Origin of the sequence: Sphingomonas hengshuiensis, assembly GCF_000935025.1 — a bacterium.
Lineage (GTDB): Bacteria > Pseudomonadota > Alphaproteobacteria > Sphingomonadales > Sphingomonadaceae > Sphingomonas > Sphingomonas hengshuiensis.
The window spans coordinates 4,682,193-4,703,301 of sequence record NZ_CP010836.1; the positions used below are offsets into that span (position 1 = coordinate 4,682,193).

Consider the following 21,109-nt stretch of genomic DNA (forward strand, 5'->3'; position numbering starts at 1 on the left):
GTTCAGGCCAGCAGCGCCTCGGCCTGGTCGAGCGTGTCCTTGAACGCGGCGACCAGCGCGCGATAGGGCGCCGGGCTGGTCATATCGAGCCCCGCGCGCTTGAGGATGTCGACCGGGTAATCCGATCCGCCCGCCTTCAGCACCGACAGATAATTGTCGCGCTCCTTCGCGCCGCCCTTCAGGATCGCCTGCGCGAAGAAGGCCGCGGCGGCGATGCAGGTCGCGTATTGGTAGACATAGAAGCTGTTGTAGAAGTGCGGGATGAACGCCCATTCATTGGCATAGGCGGGATCGAACCCCATTGCCGGGCCGTGATAGCGCTTCAACAGGTCGAAATAGAGCGACGTGAATTTCTCGCCCGACAGCCCTTCGCCCGCTTCGGCGAGGTCGTGCGCCTTCAGCTCGAACTCGGCGAACATCGTCTGGCGATAAAAGGTGCCGCGGAAATTCTCCATCTGCTGGCCGAGATAGAAGAGCTTCTCCTCCTTGGTCTTCGCACGCTCGATCAGGTGCGCGACGAGCAGCTGTTCGTTGAGCGTCGAGGCGATCTCGGCGAGGAAGATCGGGTAATCGGCCTTTTCATAGGGCTGGGCGGCGTTGGCGAGCAGCGAGTGGAGGGCATGGCCCCATTCGTGCGCATAGGTGCTCATCCCGTCATATTTCTCCGACAGGTTGAGCAGCAGATAGGGATGCACGTCATAGGCGCCGGGCTGCATATAGGCGCCCGGACGCTTGCCGGGGCGCGGCCAGGGGTCCATCCAGCGCGCCGCGGTCGCCTTTGCGATGCGCGCCTGATAATCGGTGCCGAGCGGCTTGACTGCCTCCAGCGTCGTCGTGCGCATCTGGTCGAGCGTGAAGGGCCGGTCGAGCGAGACCAAGGGCGGGTAAATGTCGTAATAATGGAGGTCGGGCAGCTTGAGCATCCGCCGCCGCAGCTCGAAATAACGATGGAGCTGGGGCAGGCCGGCATTCGCCTCCGCCACCAGCGTGCGGTACACGCTTTCAGGGATGTTGTTGCTCGACAGCGCGCCGGCCAGCGCGCTGGGGTATTTGCGCGCCTTTGCGTAGAAGATGTCGGTCTTGACCTGCGCGCTATAGGTCGCGCCGAACGAGTTCTGGAATTGGCCATGCGCGGTCCAGAAGGCGTCGAACACCGCCTTGCGATCGGCGCGGTTGGGCGCGTCGCGGTGCAGGCTATAGCCCTGGCTGTCGAGCCGGACCTGCTGCCCGTCCGACAGCGTGATCGTCGGCCAGGGGATGTCCGACGAGCGCAGTTGGCCCGAGACGTCGCCGGGCGCCTGGAGCGCGGCACCCGCGCTGGCGAGCAGCGATTCTCCTTCGGCGGACAGCGTGTGCGGCGCCTGGCGGACGATGTTCTCGAGAGTGAAGTCGAAACGCGTGCGCAGCGCCGCGTTGGATGCGACGAAGCCGTCGATCTTGCCCTTGCCCAGCGTCAGCAGTTCGGGCGAGATCCACGCGGTCGCTTCGCCGAAGCCCGTATAGAGGTCGAGCGCCTGTGCCTTCTTCTCCTGATAGGCGGCGTTGCGGACGTCCTCGTCGCTCTTGAGCCCGACATAGACATAGATGCGCGCGACGCTGCGGCCCAGATCGGACTGGAGCGCCAGCGCGGCAGCCAGCGTCTCGGCGCTCTCGCCCAGCCGGCCCTTATACGCGGTGAGCCCGGGCAGCGCGGCGAGCGCCTGTTTGCGCGCCGCGTCCCAGGCCGCGTCGTCGGGGAAGATCTCGGTCAGGTCCCATGCCGGGCCGGCTGCGGGGGCGGCATCCTGTCCCCAGGCGGGCATCGCCGTGGCGAGCGTGGTCAGTGCGGCGGCGGCAAGGGCATCACGACGGGACATTTCGGTCATCCGGGCTTTCCAGAGCGGGGGCGGTGCCGCGGCGCGCGACACCGGAAAGCCGCTTGTGTCCCCCTTCGCCGATCAAGGGAAGTGCTTTGTCGACGCTTGCCGCACTGCTTCAGTTCGGGCCGCGCAGAGACCGATAATGCTTGCGCGAGATCACGATCCAGTCGCGTTTGGCACGGCGCTGCATCGGGATGCCGCAAAAACGGCAGGTGCTGATGAATGCCTGGTCTGCGCCGCGCCGGATGCGCGGCTCGGAGCGTTCATGCCTACCCTTGAAGCAACGCAGGCGACCACTCAACCAAGCAAGCACTGGATAAATCTCCACTATTGTAAAAAAACGCCGTCTCCAATTCATTGCATAACGTCAAGTGGGTTCCGACAAAAAGAAAAGGGCCGGGAGTTTCCCCCCGGCCCTTCGCTTTAGGTTCGACGCTTAGGCGCCGGACGAAACGGACTTTAGAAGTCCATGCCGCCCATGCCGCCCATGCCGCCGCCGCCCATCGGCATTGCCGGCTTGTCCTCGGGAAGCTCGCTCACCGCCGCTTCGGTGGTGATGAGCAGGCCCGCGACCGAGGCTGCGTTCTGGAGCGCGGTGCGAACGACCTTGGTCGGGTCGATCACGCCGGCGGTCACGAGGTTCTCGTACACGTCGGTCGAGGCGTTGAAGCCGAACGAGGTGTCCGACTGGTCGAGCAGCTTGCCCGACACCACTGCGCCATCATGGCCGGCGTTGGTGGCGATCTGGCGCACCAGCGCGGTCAGCGACTTGCGGACGATGTCGATGCCGCGGGTCTGGTCCTCGTTGACGCCCTTCAGGCCTTCGAGAGCCTTGGTCGCGTACAGCAGCGCGGTGCCGCCACCGGGGACGATGCCTTCTTCGACGGCTGCGCGGGTTGCGTGCAGGGCGTCGTCGACGCGGTCCTTGCGCTCCTTGACTTCGACTTCCGAAGCGCCGCCGACCTTGATCACGGCCACGCCGCCGGCGAGCTTGGCAAGGCGCTCCTGGAGCTTTTCCTTGTCATAGTCGCTGGTGGTGACTTCGATCTGCTGACGGATCGCATCGGTGCGGCCCTTGATCGCGTCGGCTTCACCCGCACCGTCGACGATGGTGGTGTTGTCCTTGTCGATCGTGACGCGCTTGGCGGTGCCGAGCATGCCGAGCGTGACGGACTCGAGCTTGATGCCGAGGTCTTCCGAGACGACTTCGCCCTTGGTCAGGACGGCGATGTCTTCCAGCATCGCCTTGCGACGATCGCCGAAGCCGGGCGCCTTGACCGCTGCGACCTTCAGGCCGCCGCGCAGCTTGTTCACCACGAGCGTGGCCAGAGCCTCACCCTCGATATCCTCTGCGATGATGAGCAGCGGACGGCCCGACTGGACGACGGCTTCCAGGATCGGGAGCATCGCCTGCAGGTTCGAGAGCTTCTTCTCGTGGATCAGGATGTACGGATCGGCGAGTTCGACCGTCATCTTTTCCGGGTTGGTGATGAAGTAGGGCGAGAGGTAGCCGCGGTCGAACTGCATGCCTTCGACGACGTCGAGCTCGAAATCGAGGCCCTTGGCTTCCTCGACGGTGATCACGCCTTCCTTGCCGACCTTTTCCATCGCTTCGGCGATCTTCTCGCCGACGACGGTGTCGCCATTGGCAGAGATGATGCCGACCTGGGCGATTTCATTGGTGCCCGAAACCGGCTTCGAGCGCGACTTGATGTCCTCGACGACCTTGATCACGGCGAGATCGATGCCGCGCTTGAGGTCCATCGGGTTCATGCCGGCGGCAACCGACTTCATGCCTTCGCGGACGATCGCCTGCGCCAGAACGGTCGCGGTGGTCGTGCCGTCGCCGGCGATGTCGTTGGTCTTCGAGGCGACTTCGCGCACCATCTGCGCGCCCATATTCTCGAACTTGTCCTTGAGTTCGATTTCCTTGGCGACGGTGACGCCGTCCTTGGTGATGCGGGGAGCGCCGAAGCTCTTGTCGATCACGACGTTGCGGCCCTTGGGGCCCAGCGTGACCTTGACGGCGTCGGCGAGGATGTCGACGCCGCGGAGGATGCGCTCACGCGCGTCGCGGCTGAATTTTACGTCCTTGGCTGCCATGGGACTGCCCTTTCAAGTAAGTGGAAGTTTACGAAGTTTAGGCTCTGGAGGGACCGGAAGCCGGCCCCGTCACAATCAGCCAACGATCCCGAGTATGTCGGATTCCTTCATGATGAGGAGGTCCTCACCATTCACCTTGACCTCGGTGCCCGACCATTTGCCGAACAGGATCTTGTCGCCCGCCTTGACGTCGAGCGGGGTGATCGTGCCGTTTTCGGCGCGGGTGCCGGTGCCGATGGCGACGACTTCGCCTTCCTGCGGCTTTTCCTTGGCGGTCTCGGGGATGATGATGCCGCCGGCGGTCTTGGCCTCGGCTTCGACGCGGCGAACGAGCACGCGGTCGTGCAACGGACGGAAGGTCATTGCGCGGGTTCCTCTCAAGTTGAAAACGGTGCTTAGCACTCAATCCGGTTGAGTGCTAACGGGCTGGCATATGCGCAGCGACGCACGATTCGTCAACGGGTCCGCCCGAATATGTTTGGCCTGTGTTGCCGCGATAATACGGTCGTTTACTCGGCACCGGGCATCCGGTAGCAGGGAGGCGCATTTGGAAATTGGAGCGGGCATTTGAAGCTGGTTCGAGGCGCCTGGAAGCTGCTCGTCGGGATCAAGGACTTCCTGGTCCTGGCGTTCATGCTGCTGTTCTTCGCGGGGCTGTTCGCCGCGCTGTCGAGCAAGCCCAATGTCGCGGCGGTGCGCGACGGCGCGCTGGTGGTCGCGCTGGACGGGACGCTGGTCGAGCAGCCCGAGGAAGCCGATCCGTTCGCGGGGCTTAGCGGGCAGCGCGCGGCGAAGCAGCTTCGCCTGCGCGACGTGGTCCGCGCGCTCGACACGGCGAAGGGCGATGCGCGGGTCAAGGCCGTGGTACTCGACCTCGACAATTTCATGGGCGGCTATCCCGCCGCGATCACCGAGGTCGCCGAGGCGGTGGGCCGGGTGCGCGCGAGCGGCAAGCCGGTGCTGGCCTATGCGACCGCCTATACCGACAGCGGCTATCTGATCGCCGCGAACGCGAGCGAAGTCTGGGTCAATCCGCTGGGCGGCACGTTGTTCGCGGGGCCGGGGCGCACGGGCCTGTACTACAAGGGCCTGCTCGACAAGCTCGGCGTCACCGCGCACGTCTACAAGGTCGGCAAGTTCAAGTCGGCGGTCGAACCCTATATCCGGAGCGACATGTCGCCCGAGGCGCGCGAGGCCAATGTCGCGCTGTACGGCGCGCTGTTCGACCAGTGGAAGGGTGCAGTCGCCAAGGCGCGGCCCAAGGCGCGGATCGCCGATTATCTGACCAAGCCCGACGAAGTCGTCGCGGGCGCGGGCGGCGACATCGCCGCGGCCAATTTGTCCTATGGCATCGTCGACAAGCTGGGCGACCGGATGGCGTTCGGCAAGCGCGTGGCGGAAATCGCGGGCGCGCCGTCGGGCAAGCCCGCGGGCAGCTTCACCGCGATCCGCCTGTCCAACTGGATCGCCGCCAACCCCGCGCCGACCCCCGGCGACGCAATCGGCGTGATCACCGTGGCGGGCGAGATCGTCGACGGCAAGGCGGGCCCCGGCAGCGCGGGCGGCGACACGGTCAGCACGCTGTTGCTGAAAGGGCTGGCCGAGAAGAAGCTCAAGGCATTGGTGGTGCGCGTCGATTCGCCGGGCGGATCGGCGATGGCATCGGAAAAGATCCGGCAGGCGGTGCTCCAGGCCAAGGCGCAGGGGCTGCCGATCGTCGTGTCGATGGGCAGCCTGGCCGCGAGCGGCGGTTACTGGGTGTCGACGGCGGGCGACGTGATCTTTGCCCAGCCCAACACGATCACCGGATCGATCGGCATTTTCGGGCTGCTCCCCAGCTTCGAGAACAGCCTGGCCAAGATCGGGGTGACCAGCGACGGGGTGCAGACCACGCCGCTGAGCGGCCAGCCCGACGTGACCGGGGGGATCAACCCGGTGACCGACCGCATCCTGCAATCGGCGATCGAGAGCGGCTATGCCCGCTTCACCAAGCTGGTGGCGGATTCGCGCAAGCTGAGCGTGCAGCGCGTCGACGAAATCGGGCAGGGCAGGGTGTGGATCGGGGGCATCGCGCACCAGTTGAAGCTGGTCGACCGCTTCGGCGGGATACAGGCCGCGATCGACGAGGCGGCGCGCCGCGCGAAGCTCGACCCCGCCAAGGTGCACCCGGTGTATCTGGAGCAGGAGGTGAGCGGCTGGCGCAAGCTGCTGGTCGACACGATGGGCGGCGGCGATGACGATGGCGACTGGGTCGACGAGCCCGAGGCGGGCACCGACCTGTTCGGGCGCATCGCCGATGAGCGCCGCGCGCTGGTGGCGCAGGCGCTGGGCGATGCGCGGCGGCTGGCGATGGGCGGATCGGTGCAGGCGCGCTGCCTGGAGTGCATGGGGATTGGACCCGCAGTGGCGCGGCCGAGCGACCAGAGCCTGTTCGAACTGTTGATCGCGCAGGTGTCGCGTTGATCGGCATCCGCGCCGCAGAGCCCGGCGACGCCGCCGCGATCGCCGCAATCTATGCGCCGCACGTCCTGGTCGGCACCGCGTCGTTCGAGACCGATCCGCCCGATTCGCGCATGATGCGCACGCGGATGGCGGCGAGCGACGGGCTGTATCCGTGGATCGTCGCGACCAATGGCGCGACCGAAGGCGGGGTGATCGGCTATGCCTATGCCACGCGCTTTCGCGAGCGCCCGGCCTATCGCTATGTCGTCGAGACCACGATCTATATGGCCGATGTCGCGCAGGGACAGGGCGCCGGGCGGCTGTTGTACGAGGCGCTGATCGATACGCTGCGCAAACAGGGCTTCGTCCATGCCGTGAGCGTGATCGCGCTGCCCAATGACGCATCGATCCGCCTGCATGAGTCGGTCGGGTTCCGCCGCGCGGGCGTGTATCGCGAAGTCGGGTTCAAGCAGGGCCGCTGGGTCGATGTCGGCATCTGGCAATGCGAGCTCAACGACCCGCAGGTGCCGCCGGTCGAGCCGCGCCGTTTTAGCGAGACCGGCGTGGTGCGGGACTGATTTTTGCGGGAACGCAATGTTTTGTAGTCGATACCTGTGTAAAATAGGGCATGGCCGTCCCTGAACCCTCGTCGCACAGCATCGCGATCGATCGCGAGCGGCTGCTGATCGATGTGCGAATCCGCGGCTTCCTGCTTCCCGAGGATGCCAGTTGGCTGGGCGAGGAGGTCCGCGCGGCGATCCTGACGCTGGGCGACGCAGTGGGGCGGCACGTCACGCTGTACGACCTGACCGAAATGCCGGTCGCGCCCAAGGAGACGCTGCTCCAGACGCAGCGCACCTTCGACAACCCCGCGGTGCGCGCGATGTGGGCGCGCAAGGCGGCGTTCGTCAGCCCCTCCGCGCTCACCCGGCTGCAAATCGGGCGGTTGCGCGAGGTGCGCCCGGATTTCGGAATCTATGCCGATCGCGAGACGGCGATTGCGTGGTTGCTGGAGGAATAGGCAGGGGCTCCTGCCGTATCGACTAGTTCCTGCCGGTCAGCGCGTCGCGCGCGCGGCGGCGCTCCGACCGGACGGAAGGGCTATCGCAGGTGGCTGTGCTCGCGCTCTTTTACGCAGTCATGCTGAACTTGTTTCAGCATCCATCGCGCAACAGGCAGCGGTAAGGCGAGTTGCACCATGGATGCTGAAACAAGTTCAGCATGACGGGAAGTAAAGAATAAGACAGATTTTCGTAAGCGATAGACATTAGGCGTCCGCTATGGCCCTATTGGGCGAACAGATCGGCTGAGGGGCTCTTAAAATTCGCGGAGACGACTGTGCCTGTTCCTGCTGGCTGCGGACGAGAAATGGGGTTCAGCGTCCGCCGCGATAGCTGGGCAGGCCGAGCCGCCACACGATCGCCGCGCCGCGCAGCCCGAAGCCGGCGATAGCAGCGACGAGCCCGGCGGCAAGCGGGGAGAGGCCCGCGAGGCTGAGCGCGACATAGACCGAGGAGGCGAGCGCCGCGGCGGTGACATAGAGTTCGGGCCGCATCAGGATCGACGGCTCGCCCGCCAGTACATCGCGGATGATCCCGCCGACACACGCCGTCACCACGCCCATCACCGCGGCGGGGACCGGCGGGATGCCATAGCCCAGCGCCTTGGCCGCGCCGAACGCGGCATAGGCGGCGAGCCCCAGCGCATCGAGCCAGGCAAAGGCGGTGTCGCTCCACCAGCGTTGCGGCGTCACCCAGACGCCGAGCGCGACCGCGAGGCACAAAGCCGCGACGCTGGCATCATGCACCCAGAAGACCGGCGCGCCGATCAGCAGGTCGCGCACCGTCCCCCCGCCGACTCCGGTGACGAGCGCGAAGAAGGTCGCGGTCACCATCGTCTGCGCGCGGCGCGTTGCGGCGAGCGCGCCGGTGGCGGCGAACACCGCGATCCCGAACAAGTCGAGCCAGGGGAGGAGGGTGCCGATCTGGGCAGTGTCGGGGCTGGGCATCGTGGCTGTTTCACGGCTTGGCGCGCTTGCGTCAAACGGGGACTGGCGATGCGCGCGCCGCTGCGGCATTAGACTTGGCTTCAGCGTCGCTGATCGGCCCCGGCCCGCTCCCCCACCCGGCCACCCAACGGCAGTGTATTCTATGGGTGGCCGGGTGGGGGAGCGGGCCGGGGCCGTCTTACTCAAAACGAGTCTGTACCATGCACCGTACTGAATCGCCGCTTGTCGTGGTCGCCGTCCTGCTGGCGGCGCTGGCCGGGTTCGTCGACGCGCTGGCGTTCACCAGCCTGGGCGGGTTCTTCGCGTCGTTCATGAGCGGGAACTCGACGCGGCTGGGCGTCGGGCTGGGCACCGGCGAGACCGGGGTGGCTGCGATGGCCGGCGCGCTGATCCTGAGCTTCGTCAGCGGGGTGATCCTGTCGAGCGTGATCGCGCGCGCGAGCGGGGCGTCGCACCGCCATGCGGTGATGGCGGCGGTGACGCTGCTGCTGCTCGCGGCGGCGGCGCTGGGGAGTTTTGCGCCGGGGCCGATCGTGCTGCTGCTGCTGGCGGGCGCGATGGGGACCGAGAATGGCGTGTTCCAGCGCGACGGCGAGGTCTCGATCGGGCTGACCTATATGACCGGGTCGCTGGTGCGGATGGGGCAGAAGCTGGCCGGCGCGCTGATGGGCGACGCCGAGCGCTGGACCTGGGTGCCCTATCTGGCGCTGTGGGCGGGGTTCGCGTCGGGTGTGGTGCTGGGCGCGGCGGCGCAGGGGCGCTGGGGCTGGTATGCGCTGTGGCTGGCCCCGGTGGCGTCGGCGGTGCTGACGCTGGTCGTGGCGCGGGCCGGGCAGCGGGTGCGGGCGGTTTAATCCGCCCCTTCCGTCGCCAGAGAGAAGCGGGGCCCCGGGTCAAGCCCGGGGTGACGTTATTGGGAGCCTACCAGCCCAGCCGATCGAGCATCGCGCGGGCCTCTGCGGCATCCATCCGCTCGATCAGGACGCGCATCGTCGCACCGCCCTGGAGCGTGCCGTCGCGGAAATAGGCCCAGTCGATGATCTGGTTGTCGCGGACCGTGACCTGGTCGCCCTTGGCGAAGCGATGGTCGCGCGGGGTGTTGACGAGGCGGGCGATCGTGATGTCGCCGCGATGCGAGATGATCTCGGCACAGATAAACTCGGTGCGCTCCTCGGGCACGAGGTCGTATTTGACGATGAAGCCGGTTTCGCCGGGGCCGGGCGCGGTGGCGTGGCCGAAGAAGACCGGCAGGCCGCGCTGCGCGGTGGCGATCGCGGCGCGCATTTCGGGGTCGGCTGCGGCGACGGTGATGGTGGGGTCGTCCTGGGGCGCCGCATGGGTGGCCAGCGGCACCATCAGGAGCAAGGCGGCTGCGACCCGGCAAAGCCGGGCCGCCGTCGGTCGGCGCTTGAGCGCCGCCGGCCGGATGCGCCTAATCCGCGCGGGATTAGCTGCGCTAATCCCTTGCCGGCGCATCACACGTGGATCGGCTTGCCGCGCACGCCCATCGCCGCTTCCTTGATCGCCTCGCTGTGCGTCGGATGGGCGTGGCAGGTGTACGCGATGTCCTCCGACGTGGCGCCGAACTCCATCGCCTGTGCGACCTGGGCGATCATCGTGCCCGCAGGCGCGGTGATGATCCAGGCGCCGAGCACGCGATCGGTGGTCGCATCCGCGATCACCTTCACCCAGCCCACAGTGTCGTCGATCGCCTTGGCGCGGCTGTTGCCCGCCATCGGGAACTTGCCGACCTTGACCTCACCCTTTTCGCGCGCCTGCTCTTCGGTCAGCCCGACGCCGGCGATTTCGGGGTGGGTATAGACCACGCTGGGGATCACGGCGTGGTTGAGGATGCCGGTGAGGCCGCCGATATTCTCGGCCACCGCAATGCCCTCATCCTCGGCCTTGTGCGCGAGCATCGGGCCGGGGATCACGTCGCCGATCGCCCAGATGCCGGGGACGGCGGTCTGGAGCCGGGCGTCGGTCTCGATCTGGCCGCGCGCATTGGTGGACAGGCCGACCTTGTCGAGCGCGAGCCCGTCGGTGTTGGGACGGCGACCGATCGCGACGAGGACGACATCGGCCTCGAGCGTCTCCGCAGCGCCACCGGCGGCGGGCTCGACTGTCACGGTCGCCTTGTCGCCGTTCACCGCGACGCCGGTGACCTTGGTCGAGAGCTTGATTTCCATGCCCTGCTTCTTGAAGATCTTGGCGGCTTCCTTGCGGACTTCGCCGTCCATGCCGGGCAGGAGCTGGTCGAGATATTCGACGACGGTGACCTTGGCGCCGAGCCGCTGCCAGACCGAGCCGAGTTCAAGCCCGATCACGCCGCCGCCGATCACGACCATGTTGGCGGGCACCTTTTCCAGCGCGATCGCGCCGGTGGAGTCGACGACGATCTTCTGGTCGATCTCGACGCCCGGAAGCGGGGTGACCGAGGAGCCGGTGGCGATGACGATGTCCTTGGCGGTCACCGTCCGATCGCCGACCTGGACCGTATGGGCGTCGACGAAGCTGCCGCGACCCTTGATCCACTCGACCTTGTTCTTCTTGAACAGGAACGCGATGCCACCGGTGAGGCCGGTCACGGCCTTGTCCTTGTCGGCCATCATCGTCGGCAGGTCGAGTTCGACGCTGCCGAGCTTGACGCCATGCTTGGCGAGCGCGCCCGAGGCGGCCTCGTAATAGAGTTCGGAGGCGTTGAGCAGCGCCTTGGACGGGATGCAGCCGACATTGAGGCAGGTGCCGCCCAGCGTCTCGCGGCTCTCGACGCACGCGGTGCGCAAGCCCAACTGCGCGGCGCGGATGGCGGCAACATAGCCGCCGGGGCCGGAGCCGATGATCAGGACGTCGAAATCATAGTCAGCCATTATTTGCTCCATCCGGAAACGGCCTTGTCCTGCTGCCGTCCCTCTTGATCGTTGTCATTTGGCCCGCTGGGACCCCGGCTTCAAGCTGGGCGATCAGCAGGTCTGCCGTCAGGTTGGGCAGGCGGTGCGGTAGCCTTGTATATAAGACCGCATAGGGGGCCGTCCGCGCCTTGTTGAAGATCAGATCGCCGAAATCGCGGTCATGCGTCACGAAAATCAGAGTAGGAATGTCCGGGCGCGCCAGTATCTCGTCATCCGTCGCGCCGGAGCTTGTATCGCGTATCCATTCGAGGTCGAAGCCCGCTTGGCGAAGGCGGGCGACGACGACCCGGTGCATATTCTCATCAACGAGAAGCCGCACGCTTCAGGCGGCTTCGCGTTTCGCTGCGGACGCTTCCTTTATCAGAAGATCGTGGGTGAAGGCGATCGCCGCACGCACATCTGCTTCGGTGATATGGCCATAGGCGTCGATGATTTCCGGAACCGACGCCCCTTCGGCGAGATACTCAAGGATCAGCTCGACCGAAATCCGCGTGCCCCGGATCACCGGCTTGCCGCCGAGGATTCCGGGGTCGGAATGGATATGGTCGCGCCAGTTCATCAATACCTCACAGGTCGATCAGCAGCCTCGTCGGGTCCTCGATAGCATTTTTCAGCGCGACCAGGAACGTCACCGCTTCACGACCGTCGATCAGGCGGTGGTCGTAGCTGAGCGCGAGGTACATCATCGGGCGGACGACGACCTGGCCGTCGCGGACCACGGGGCGGTCCTCGATGCGGTGGAGGCCGAGCACTGCCGACTGGGGCGGGTTGATGATCGGAGTGGACATCAGCGAGCCGAACACGCCGCCGTTCGAGATGGTGAAGGTGCCGCCCTTCATCTCGTCCATCTTGAGCGTGCCGTCCTTGGCGCGCTTGCCGAAGTCGCCGATCGTCTTTTCGATGCCCGCGACCGACAGGTCCTGCGCATCGCGGATCACGGGGACGACGAGGCCCTGCGGCGCGGAGACCGCGACCGAGATGTCGGCATAGTCGTGATAGACGATCTCATCGCCGTCGATCGAGGCGTTGACCGAGGGGATGTCGCGCAGCGCCTGGACCGCGGCCTTCACGAAAAAGCCCATGAAGCCCAGCCGAACGCCGTGCTTCTTCTCGAACAGATCCTTGTACTTGGTGCGCGCGGCGATGACTTCGGTCATGTCGACGTCGTTGAACGTCGTCAGCATCGCGGCAGTGTTCTGCGCTTCCTTCAGCCGCTTGGCGACGGTCTGGCGCAGGCGCGTCATGCGGACGCGCTCTTCCTTGCGGCCCGAGGCGGCGGGTGCCGGAGCCGGCGCCGGCGCTGCCGCCGGAGCGGCGGCGGCGGGCTTGGCGGCGGCGGCGGCGACGACGTCGTCCTTGGTCAGGCGACCGTCGCGGCCAGTGCCCTGCACGGTCGAGGGATCGACGCCGGTCTCGAGCACGGCGCGGCGCACCGAGGGGGACAGCGCCGCAGCGTCGGTGGCGGGGGCCGGAGCGGGCGCAGGCGCAGGCGCGGCGGCAGGCGCCGGGCTGGGCGAGGGGGCGGCAGCCGCGCCGCCTTCGCCGACGACCGCGATCACGGCGCCGACTTCGACGGTGTCGCCGACCTTGAAGAACTGCTCGCCCATGACCCCGGCGACGGGCGAGGGCACCTCGACCGACACTTTGTCGGTTTCCAGGCTGGCGATCGGCTCATCGGCCTTCACGGCATCGCCGGGCTTTTTCAGCCATTCGCCAAGCGTCGCTTCGGTGATGGATTCGCCCAGCACGGGCACTTTGACGTCGGTCATGTTCGGTCCTCTAACTCGGTCCGCCCGCCGTACCGCGGCGGGCGGATAGCGGCGTCATGCCTTGCGGGTACGGCGGATTTCTTCGCGGACATTATGGCCGAGCGCGTCGGCGACGAGCGCGGCCTGTTCGGTCTGGTGGCGCTTCATCAGGCCCGTGGCGGGCGATGCGGCGGCGGCGCGGCCCGCATAGCGCGGACGCTGCGGCTTCACCCCGGCATCGACCAGGCATTGTTCGATGAACGGCTCGACGAAGAACCAATAGCCATTGTTCTTCGGCTCTTCCTGCGCCCAGATCACTTCCTCGACATTCGCCATGCGCTTCAGCCGCGCGGTCAGCGGCTCGCCGGGGAAGGGATAGAGCTGTTCGATGCGGACGATCGCAGTGTTCTTGTCGCCCGCCGCGTCGCGCGCTTCCATCAGGTCATAGGCGACCTTGCCCGTGCACAGCACCAGCCGGCGCACATCGGCGTCGGCGGGGGCCGAGGGATCGGACAGGATGCGCATGAAGTGCGTGTCGCCGAGGAACTGGTCCGCGCTCGACACCGCCAGCTTGTGCCGGAGCAGCGACTTGGGCGTCATCTGGACCAGCGGCTTGCGGAAATTGCGGTGCATCTGGCGGCGCAGCAGGTGGAAGTAATTTGCCGGGGTGGTGATGTTCACCACCTGCATATTGTCCTGCGCACAGAGCTGGAGGAAGCGTTCGGGACGTGCCGAGCTATGCTCGGGGCCCTGGCCTTCATAGCCGTGCGGCAGCAGCATCACGAGGCCGTTGGCGCGCAGCCACTTGGATTCGCCCGAGGCAATGAACTGATCGATCATGATCTGCGCGCCATTGGCGAAATCGCCGAACTGCGCTTCCCACAGCACCAGCGCCTTGGGGTCTGCCGAGGCATAGCCATATTCGAAGCCGAGCACGCCATATTCGGACAGCGGGCTGTCGAGCACTTCGAAGCTGCCGTGCGGGATGGTCGAGAGCGGGATGTACCGCGCCTCGGTCTTCTGGTCGAGCCAGACGGCGTGGCGCTGGCTGAAGGTGCCGCGTCCCGAATCCTGCCCCGAGAGGCGGACCGAATAGCCCTCCGACAGCAGCGCGCCGAACGCCAGCGCCTCGCCCGTCGCCCAATCGAAATTGGTGCCGGACTTGAACATCTCGCGCTTGGCATCGAGCACGCGGGCCAGCGTCTTGTGGATATCGTGACCCTCGGGGACGGTGGTCAGCGTGCGGCCCAGGCTGTCGAACAGCTTCTTCTCGATGCCGGTATCGACGCTGCGCCGCGCGGTTTCCGCATCGACCGGGGCACCGAGCCCCGACCAGCGGCCCGCGAACCAGTCCGCCTTGTTGGGCAGATAGCTCTTGCCCGCTTCGAACTCGCCTTCGAGCAACGTCGTGAACTGGTTGGTCTTCTCGTCGAGGAAACCCTGGTCGATCACGCCTTCGGACTTGAGCCGCTGCGCATAGACTTCGCTGACCGGCGGATGCTGCTTGATCTTGGCGTACATCAGCGGCTGGGTGAAGCTCGGCTCGTCGCCTTCGTTATGGCCGAAGCGGCGATAGCACCACATGTCGATCACGACGTCGCGCTTGAACTTCTGGCGGAATTCGATCGCGACCTTGCACGCGAAGGTCACGGCTTCGGGATCGTCGCCATTGACGTGGAGGATCGGCGCCTGGACGCCCTTTGCCACGTCGGACGGATAGGGCGAGGAGCGCGCATATTGCGGGCTCGTCGTGAAGCCGATCTGGTTGTTGATGATGAAGTGGATGCAGCCGCCGGTATTATAGCCTCGAATGCCCGAAAAGCCGAGGCATTCCCACACGATCCCCTGGCCCGCGAAGGCCGCGTCGCCATGGATCAGCACCGGCAGCACCTGGGTATGTTCGGCGAGGTCGCTGCGCAGCGTCTGGAGCGCGCGGACCTTGCCCAGCACGACCGGATCGGCGGCCTCGAGGTGCGAGGGGTTGGCGGCCAGCGACATATGGACGCTGATCCCGTCGAATTCGCGGTCGGTCGAGGTGCCGAGATGGTATTTGACGTCACCCGAGCCGGCGACATCGTCCGGATTGGCCGAGCCGCCGCCGAATTCGTGGAAGATCACGCGGAACGGCTTCGACATGACATTGGCGAGCATGTTCAGCCGGCCACGATGCGCCATGCCGTACACGATCTCGCGGATGCCCATCTGGCCGCCGTACTTGATGATCGATTCCATCGCCGGGATCATCGCTTCGCCGCCGTCGAGGCCGAAGCGCTTGGTGCCGACATATTTCTTGCCGAGGAATTTTTCCCACTGCTCGGCCTGGATCACCTTGGACAGGATCGCCTTCTTGCCGTCCGGCGTGAAGTGGATCTCCTTGTCCTTGCCTTCCATCCGGTCCTGGAGGAAGCGGCGCTCCTCCACGTCGGCGATGTGCATATATTCGAGGCCGACCTTGCCGCAATAATTGGCCTGGAGGATCGCCACGATCTCGCGCACGCTCGCCTTTTCGAGGCCCAGCGTGCCGCCGAGATAGATCGGACGGTCGAGGTCGGCGCCCGAGAAGCCGTGATATTCGGGGGTCAGGTCGGCGGGAATATCCTGCCGCGCCAGCCCGAGCGGGTCGAGATTGGCGGCGAGGTGACCGCGGACGCGATAGGTGCGGATGAGCAGCATCGCGCGGATCGAATCGCCGGCGGCGCGGGCGATGTCCGCCTCCGACGCCGCGGGGGCGGCGGGCTTGGCCAGGGCGCCACCCTTGGGCTTGGCGGGCGCGGGCTCCATCTGAGTCGGATCGAGCCCGGCGGTGAGCGCGTCGGTTTCGAACAAAGGCCAGCGCGGATTGGCCCAGCTCGGCCCCTGCGCGGTGTTTTCAAGACCCTCGAACCACTGGCGCCAGCCCGGCTCGATCGATGCCGGGTCGGCCTTGAACCGGCGGTACAGCGTTTCGACGAAGGCGGGGCTTACGCCGCCGGCGATGTCGTCAAAGTCGAGGCCCTCATAGCCCATGATCAATTCCGTTCGATGGTAGCGTTCCCAATATCCCCCAATATAGGAGCGCTACGTTGCAATTACCCCTTGAGGACGGCAGCCAGCGTCGAGCCCAGCTCGGACGGGCTGGCGGCAACGCGGATGCCCGCTGCCTCCATCGCCGCAATCTTGTCCTCGGCGCCGCCCTGGCCGCCCGAGACGATCGCCCCGGCATGGCCCATGCGGCGGCCCGGAGGCGCGGTGCGGCCCGCGATGAAGCCGGCCATCGGCTTCTTGCGGCCACGCTTGGCCTCGTCGATCAGGAACTGCGCGGCTTCCTCTTCCGCGGAGCCGCCGATTTCGCCGATCATGATGATCGACTGGGTCGCGTCGTCGGCGAGGAAGAGTTCGAGCACGTCGATGAAGTTGGTGCCGTTGACCGGATCGCCGCCGATGCCGACTGCGGTGGTCTGGCCGAGCCCGGCATTGGTCGTCTGGAACACCGCCTCATAGGTGAGCGTGCCCGAGCGCGACACGACGCCGACCGAACCCTTGGAAAAGATGCTGCCGGGCATGATGCCGATCTTGCACTCGCCGGGGGTCAGCACGCCGGGGCAGTTCGGGCCGATCAGCCGCGACTTCGACCCCGAGAGCGCGCGCTTGACCTTGACCATGTCGAGCACCGGAATGCCTTCGGTGATGCACACGATCAGCGGCACTTCGGCGTCGATCGCTTCCAGGATCGAATCGGCCGCGAAGGGGGGCGGAACATAGATCACGGATGCATTGGCGCCGGTCTTCGACACGGCTTCGGCGACGGTGTTGAAGTTGGGCAGGCCCAGTTCCTCGTGCATCGTGCCGCCCTTGCCCGGCGTCACGCCGCCGACCATCTGGGTGCCGTATTCGAGCGCCGCCTTGGTATGGAAGGTGCCGGTCTTGCCGGTCATCCCCTGGGTGATGACCTTGGTATTCTTGTCGACGAGAATGCTCATGGAGTGGTTCGCTCCTTCGGGGCGGGTTCGGACACGATGCTGAGCACCGTCCATTGATCGAGTTCGGCGGCGGTGAGGACCGATCCGCTGTGGCGATAGGAAACAAAGCGCGTGCCGGCGGGCAGCGCGGGGGTGGCGACGGGCTTGGTGCCGGACACCAGCGCCTCGACTGCGGCCTGGGCATCGGCCTGGTGATTGCCCTGCCAGACGACGCTGCACGCCTCCGCTGCGCGACCGGGGGCGCCGGTGGCGGGGAGCAGGAGGTACAGGTCGCGCTCCGGCAGCGTGACCATCACGCGATTGGGCACGTCGAGGTCGCCCGGGGCGACCGGCGGGGTCGCCTTTGCGCCGTCGAGCGCGAGCCCGAACAGCGTGCGCGCGGCGCGCGGCATCACGGCATAGGCGACGTCATCGAACTTGGTGCGCGACAGCCGGGCCTGTCCGCCGATGCAGGCAGTGTTGAACAGCGTCACCGGGTCTTCGAGCCCCGCGCTCTGCGCATGCGCCGCCCCGGCGCCGCAGAGCAGCGCCAGGGGGAGCAGGACGAGGTGCGGCGCCCGCATCGGTTCAGGCCAGCGACGAATCGATGGCCTTGCACGCGACCAGCAATTCCTTGACCGCGTCGACCGAGGTTTCGAAATTCGCCTTGGCGGTCTCGTTCAGCTCGATCTCGACGATCTTCTCGACGCCGTCCTTGCCGATGATGATCGGCACGCCGACGTAGAGATCGTCGACCCCATATTGGCCGGTCAGGTGCGCGGCGCAGGGCAGCAGGCGCTTCTTGTCCTTCAGATAGCTCTCGGCCATCGCGATCGCCGAGGTGGCGGGGGCATAAAAGGCCGAGCCGGTCTTGAGCAGGCCGACGATCTCGCCGCCGCCCGAACGGGTGCGCTGGACGATCGCGTCGATGCGCTCCTGCGTCGACCAGCCCATCTTGATCAGGTCGGGGATCGGGATGCCCGCGACGGTCGAATATTCGACGACGGGGACCATCGTGTCGCCATGGCCGCCGAGCACGAAGGCGGTGACGTCTTCGACCGACACCTGGAATTCCTCGGCGAGGAAGGTGCGGAAGCGCGCCGAGTCGAGCACGCCGGCCATGCCGACGACCTTGTGATGCGGCAGCCCGGAGAATTCGCGCAGCGCCCACACCATCGCGTCGAGCGGGTTGGTGATGCAGATCACGAAGGCGTCGGGGGCGTGGGCGGCGATGCCTTCGCCGACGGCCTTCATCACGCCGAGATTGACCTTGAGCAGATCGTCGCGGCTCATCCCCGGCTTGCGCGGGATGCCGGCCGTGACGATCACGACATCGGCGCCGGCAATGTCCTCATAGCTGTTCGCGCCCGACATGGCGGCGTCGAAACCCTCGACCGGGCCCGACTGGGCGATGTCGAGTGCCTTGCCCTGCGGCAGGCCCTCGGCGACGTCGAACAGGACGATGTCGCCCAGTTCCTTCATCGCGGCGAGGTGCGCGAGGGTGCCACCGATCATGCCGGAGCCGATCAGAGCGATCTTCTTGCGAGCCATGGAGTCTCCTACGGGTCTGTCTGCAAACCAACTGCGGACGCTATAAAGGGCGCCCAAAAGCGGGGGCGGCTTAGACCCATAATAGAGGCGCCACAACCCGTGTTCGAAACGGGGTCTGGATTATCTTTGCAAATGGTTCGCAAGTGCAATAACGGCCTCAGCCGGTCGCGCCGGGCTCACGGCTCGCCATGGCCCTGCGCCAGATAATCGTCCGACTGCATTTCCATCAGCCGCGAGACGGTGCGGTCGAATTCGAATCGCCCGTCGCCGGCCTCATAGAGATGGACGGGCTCGGCATCGGCGGCGGCGAGGAGCTTGACCTTATGCTCGTACAGCGCGTCGATCAGCGTGACGAAGCGCGCCGCTTCGTTGCGGTTCTCCGGCCCCAATCGCGGAATGCCGACGAGGATCACGGTGTGGAAGCGGCGGGCGACCGCCAGATAATCCGCGGCGCCCCGCGCCTCGCCGCACAGCTTCTTGAACGAGAAGACCGCGACGCCCTTCAGGCATTTGGGCACAGCGACCTCGCGCCCGCCCTGGACCGCGACGGTGCAGGCGGGGACATGCGCGCGGTCCTCGACAGGATAGTCGGTGAGGCGGAAGAAGGCGGCGGAGAGCGCGGCGGTCGCCTCGGCGCCATTGGGGACGAGCCAGGTGTCCATGCTGCCCAGCCGATCGAGCCGGTAATCGACCGGCCCGTTGAGCGGGCGGACGTCCATGCGATCCTTGATCAGCGCGATGAACGGCAGGAACAGGTCGCGGTTGATCCCGTTCTTGTAGAGATCGTCGGGCGCGCGGTTCGAGGTCGCGACCAAAGTCAGCCCGTGTCGCATCATCTCGGTAAACAGCCGCGACAGGATCATCGCGTCGGGCGGGTTGTTCACCACCATCTCGTCGAACGCGAGCAGCCGGACATCGTCGGCCAGCGCCGCCGCGACCGCGATCACCGGGTCGGGCGTATCCTTCTGGCGCTCGACGTTGAGGCGGTCATGCACTTCGAGCATGAATTCGTGGAAATGGACGCGGCGTTTGCGGCGGATCGCGACGCTGTCGAAGAACAGGTCCATCAGCATCGACTTGCCGCGCCCGACTCCGCCCCACAGATAGACGCCGCGGGGAGGCTCCGGACGGCGTCCGGCGAGGCGCCACAGCACGCTGCCGCGCCGGGGGGTGGCCTCCAGTTCGGCGGCGAGCGTCGCCAGCCGTTCGGCGGCGGCGGCCTGTTCGGGATCGGGGCGCAATTCCCCGGCGGCGACGAGCGCGCGATAGCGTGCGGCGACGTCGGTCATCGCTGCGACGGCTTTCGCACGACGCCCTGGAAACTGGCGATATTCGTGTCCTCCTGTACGATCAGCCCGCGCAGGAACAGCATCCGCCCGGTTTCGCGGACCAGCTCGACGCGCGCCTCTATTGCCTCGCCGATCGCGGCGCCCGCGACGAACTGGACCGAGACATCGACGGTCGAGGCGGGGCCGGCGGTGATCACGTCGAGCCCGCGCGCGCCCGCGAACAGCGCGATGTCGACGAACCCGAGCAGCGCGCCGCCATGGACATGGTCGCGCAGGTTCGAATGCCGGTGTTCGGGGACCATCCGGACGCGGGCGACGTCGGCTTCGCGGCGGACGAGGATAGCGCCGAGAAAGCCGTTAAACCGCGTCGGGTCGCGCAATTCCCAGCGCTTCCACCCCGGATGGCCGGGTTCGTCCTCGTAGCGGAAATGCGGCGTGTCCGCGGCCTCGATCAAAGCGTGCGCTCGGCTTCCATCTTCTTGATCTCGGCGATCGCCTTGGCCGGGTTCAGCCCCTTTGGACACACGTTCGCGCAGTTCATGATCGTGTGGCAGCGATAGAGACGGAACGGGTCCTCGAGCGCATCGAGCCGCTCGCCGGTCATCTCGTCGCGCGAATCGGCGAGCCAGCGATAGGCCTGGAGCAGGATCGCCGGCCCCAGGAACTTGTCGCTGTTCCACCAATAGCTGGGGCACGACGTCGAGCAGCAGGCGCACAGGATGCACTCATAGAGGCCGTCGAGCTTGTCGCGCTGCTCGGGGCTCTGGAGCCGCTCCTTGCCCGACGGCGTGGTCGAGACGGTCTGCAGCCACGGCTTGATCGAGCTGTACTGCGCATAGAAATGGGTGAAATCGGGGACCAGGTCCTTGATCACGTCCATATGCGGCAGCGGGGTGATGCGGATATCGCCCTTGATATCCTCGATCGCGGTCGTGCAGGCCAGGCCGTTGCGGCCGTCCATGTTCATCGAGCACGACCCGCAAATCCCCTCGCGGCACGAGCGGCGGAAGGTCAGCGACGAATCCTGCTCCGACTTGATCTTGATGAGCGCGTCGAGGACCATCGGGCCGCATTCGTCGAGATCGACTTCGAACTGGTCGTAGCGCGGATTCTGACCGCTATCGGGATCGTAGCGGTAGATTTTGAATTTCTTGACGCGTGCGGCCGAAGCGTCGGCCTTGTGCTCCTTGCCCTTTGTGATTCGGCTGTTCTTGGGCAGGCGGAAGTCGGCCATTCCTGAAGATCCTTGTTGACCACGC

The 21,109-nt window shown here is 66.4% G+C and carries 20 protein-coding genes; 4 read left to right on the forward strand and 16 right to left on the reverse strand.

Annotated features, from left to right (window positions below):
• Positions 1-2: 2 nt before the first annotated feature.
• The 3 genes from pepF to groES form a co-directional block, all read right to left on the reverse strand.
• Positions 3-1,865, reverse strand: a complete 1,863-nt coding sequence (pepF, locus tag TS85_RS21390; protein ID WP_052508049.1) for an oligoendopeptidase F — start codon at positions 1,863-1,865, stop codon at positions 3-5.
• Between the two features lie 453 nt (positions 1,866-2,318).
• Positions 2,319-3,962 carry a chaperonin GroEL gene (gene groL / locus TS85_RS21395; protein WP_044334918.1) on the reverse strand — a complete coding sequence of 548 codons (1,644 nt, stop codon included), beginning with the start codon at positions 3,960-3,962 and terminating at the stop codon, positions 2,319-2,321.
• Positions 3,963-4,037: 75 nt separating this feature from the next.
• Positions 4,038-4,325 (reverse strand): co-chaperone GroES, encoded by a 288-nt coding sequence (gene groES, locus TS85_RS21400; protein WP_044334920.1) that lies wholly within the window; start codon positions 4,323-4,325, stop codon positions 4,038-4,040.
• Between the two features lie 204 nt (positions 4,326-4,529).
• Between groES and sppA the strand changes: the two genes are divergently transcribed.
• Genes sppA through TS85_RS21415 form a run of 3 tightly spaced genes read left to right on the forward strand, consistent with a single transcriptional unit; the run spans position 4,530 to position 7,425 of the window.
• Positions 4,530-6,425, forward strand: coding sequence for a signal peptide peptidase SppA (gene sppA / locus TS85_RS21405; RefSeq protein WP_044334921.1), 1,896 nt, complete (start codon positions 4,530-4,532; stop codon positions 6,423-6,425).
• A complete protein-coding gene (locus TS85_RS21410; protein WP_044334923.1) occupies positions 6,422-6,982 on the forward strand; it encodes a GNAT family N-acetyltransferase in 561 nt (186 codons plus the stop codon). Before sppA ends, TS85_RS21410 begins: the two co-directional genes overlap by 4 nt.
• Positions 6,983-7,032: 50 nt before the next feature.
• Positions 7,033-7,425 (forward strand): hypothetical protein, encoded by a 393-nt coding sequence (locus tag TS85_RS21415; RefSeq protein ID WP_044334925.1) that lies wholly within the window; start codon positions 7,033-7,035, stop codon positions 7,423-7,425.
• Positions 7,426-7,779: 354 nt separating this feature from the next.
• Here the strand turns inward: TS85_RS21415 and TS85_RS21420 are convergent, their stop codons facing one another.
• Positions 7,780-8,412, reverse strand: coding sequence for a trimeric intracellular cation channel family protein (locus TS85_RS21420; protein WP_044334927.1), 633 nt, complete (start codon positions 8,410-8,412; stop codon positions 7,780-7,782).
• Positions 8,413-8,612: 200 nt separating this feature from the next.
• Between TS85_RS21420 and TS85_RS21425 the strand changes: the two genes are divergently transcribed.
• Complete coding sequence (locus TS85_RS21425; RefSeq protein WP_044334928.1) at positions 8,613-9,266, forward strand: YoaK family protein; 654 nt, start codon at positions 8,613-8,615, stop codon at positions 9,264-9,266.
• Positions 9,267-9,333: 67 nt separating this feature from the next.
• Here TS85_RS21425 and TS85_RS21430 read toward each other — a convergent pair whose 3' ends face one another.
• The 12 genes from TS85_RS21430 to TS85_RS21485 all read right to left on the reverse strand — a co-directional run bounded on the left by TS85_RS21430 (position 9,334) and on the right by TS85_RS21485 (position 21,084).
• On the reverse strand, positions 9,334-9,768 hold the full coding sequence (locus TS85_RS21430; protein ID WP_044334929.1) for a DUF2314 domain-containing protein: 435 nt from the start codon (positions 9,766-9,768) through the stop codon (positions 9,334-9,336).
• Positions 9,769-9,887: 119 nt separating this feature from the next.
• Complete coding sequence (gene lpdA, locus TS85_RS21435; protein ID WP_044334930.1) at positions 9,888-11,282, reverse strand: dihydrolipoyl dehydrogenase; 1,395 nt, start codon at positions 11,280-11,282, stop codon at positions 9,888-9,890.
• On the reverse strand, positions 11,275-11,643 hold the full coding sequence (locus TS85_RS24315; protein ID WP_155006516.1) for a DUF5615 family PIN-like protein: 369 nt from the start codon (positions 11,641-11,643) through the stop codon (positions 11,275-11,277). Before TS85_RS24315 ends, lpdA begins: the two co-directional genes overlap by 8 nt.
• Before the next feature lie 3 nt (positions 11,644-11,646).
• Complete coding sequence (locus TS85_RS21445) at positions 11,647-11,883, reverse strand: DUF433 domain-containing protein (protein WP_044334931.1); 237 nt, start codon at positions 11,881-11,883, stop codon at positions 11,647-11,649.
• Between the two features lie 7 nt (positions 11,884-11,890).
• Positions 11,891-13,093, reverse strand: a complete 1,203-nt coding sequence (odhB, locus tag TS85_RS21450; RefSeq protein ID WP_044334933.1) for a 2-oxoglutarate dehydrogenase complex dihydrolipoyllysine-residue succinyltransferase — start codon at positions 13,091-13,093, stop codon at positions 11,891-11,893.
• A 54-nt stretch (positions 13,094-13,147) separates the two neighbouring features.
• Entirely contained in the window at positions 13,148-16,078 is a 2,931-nt protein-coding gene (locus TS85_RS21455) for a 2-oxoglutarate dehydrogenase E1 component (RefSeq protein WP_173426251.1), read from the reverse strand.
• A 62-nt stretch (positions 16,079-16,140) separates the two neighbouring features.
• Positions 16,141-17,031, reverse strand: a complete 891-nt coding sequence (sucD, locus tag TS85_RS21460) for a succinate--CoA ligase subunit alpha (protein ID WP_044334937.1) — start codon at positions 17,029-17,031, stop codon at positions 16,141-16,143.
• Positions 17,028-17,594 carry a hypothetical protein gene (locus TS85_RS21465; protein WP_044334939.1) on the reverse strand — a complete coding sequence of 189 codons (567 nt, stop codon included), beginning with the start codon at positions 17,592-17,594 and terminating at the stop codon, positions 17,028-17,030. Before TS85_RS21465 ends, sucD begins: the two co-directional genes overlap by 4 nt.
• Positions 17,595-17,598: 4 nt before the next feature.
• Complete coding sequence (gene mdh / locus TS85_RS21470; RefSeq protein ID WP_044334941.1) at positions 17,599-18,561, reverse strand: malate dehydrogenase; 963 nt, start codon at positions 18,559-18,561, stop codon at positions 17,599-17,601.
• Between the two features lie 176 nt (positions 18,562-18,737).
• Positions 18,738-19,850, reverse strand: a complete 1,113-nt coding sequence (gene zapE, locus TS85_RS21475) for a cell division protein ZapE (protein WP_044334943.1) — start codon at positions 19,848-19,850, stop codon at positions 18,738-18,740.
• Positions 19,847-20,305 (reverse strand): PaaI family thioesterase, encoded by a 459-nt coding sequence (locus TS85_RS21480; RefSeq protein ID WP_320407132.1) that lies wholly within the window; start codon positions 20,303-20,305, stop codon positions 19,847-19,849. Before TS85_RS21480 ends, zapE begins: the two co-directional genes overlap by 4 nt.
• A complete protein-coding gene (locus TS85_RS21485; protein WP_044334944.1) occupies positions 20,302-21,084 on the reverse strand; it encodes a succinate dehydrogenase iron-sulfur subunit in 783 nt (260 codons plus the stop codon). Before TS85_RS21485 ends, TS85_RS21480 begins: the two co-directional genes overlap by 4 nt.
• Positions 21,085-21,109 lie beyond the last annotated feature (25 nt).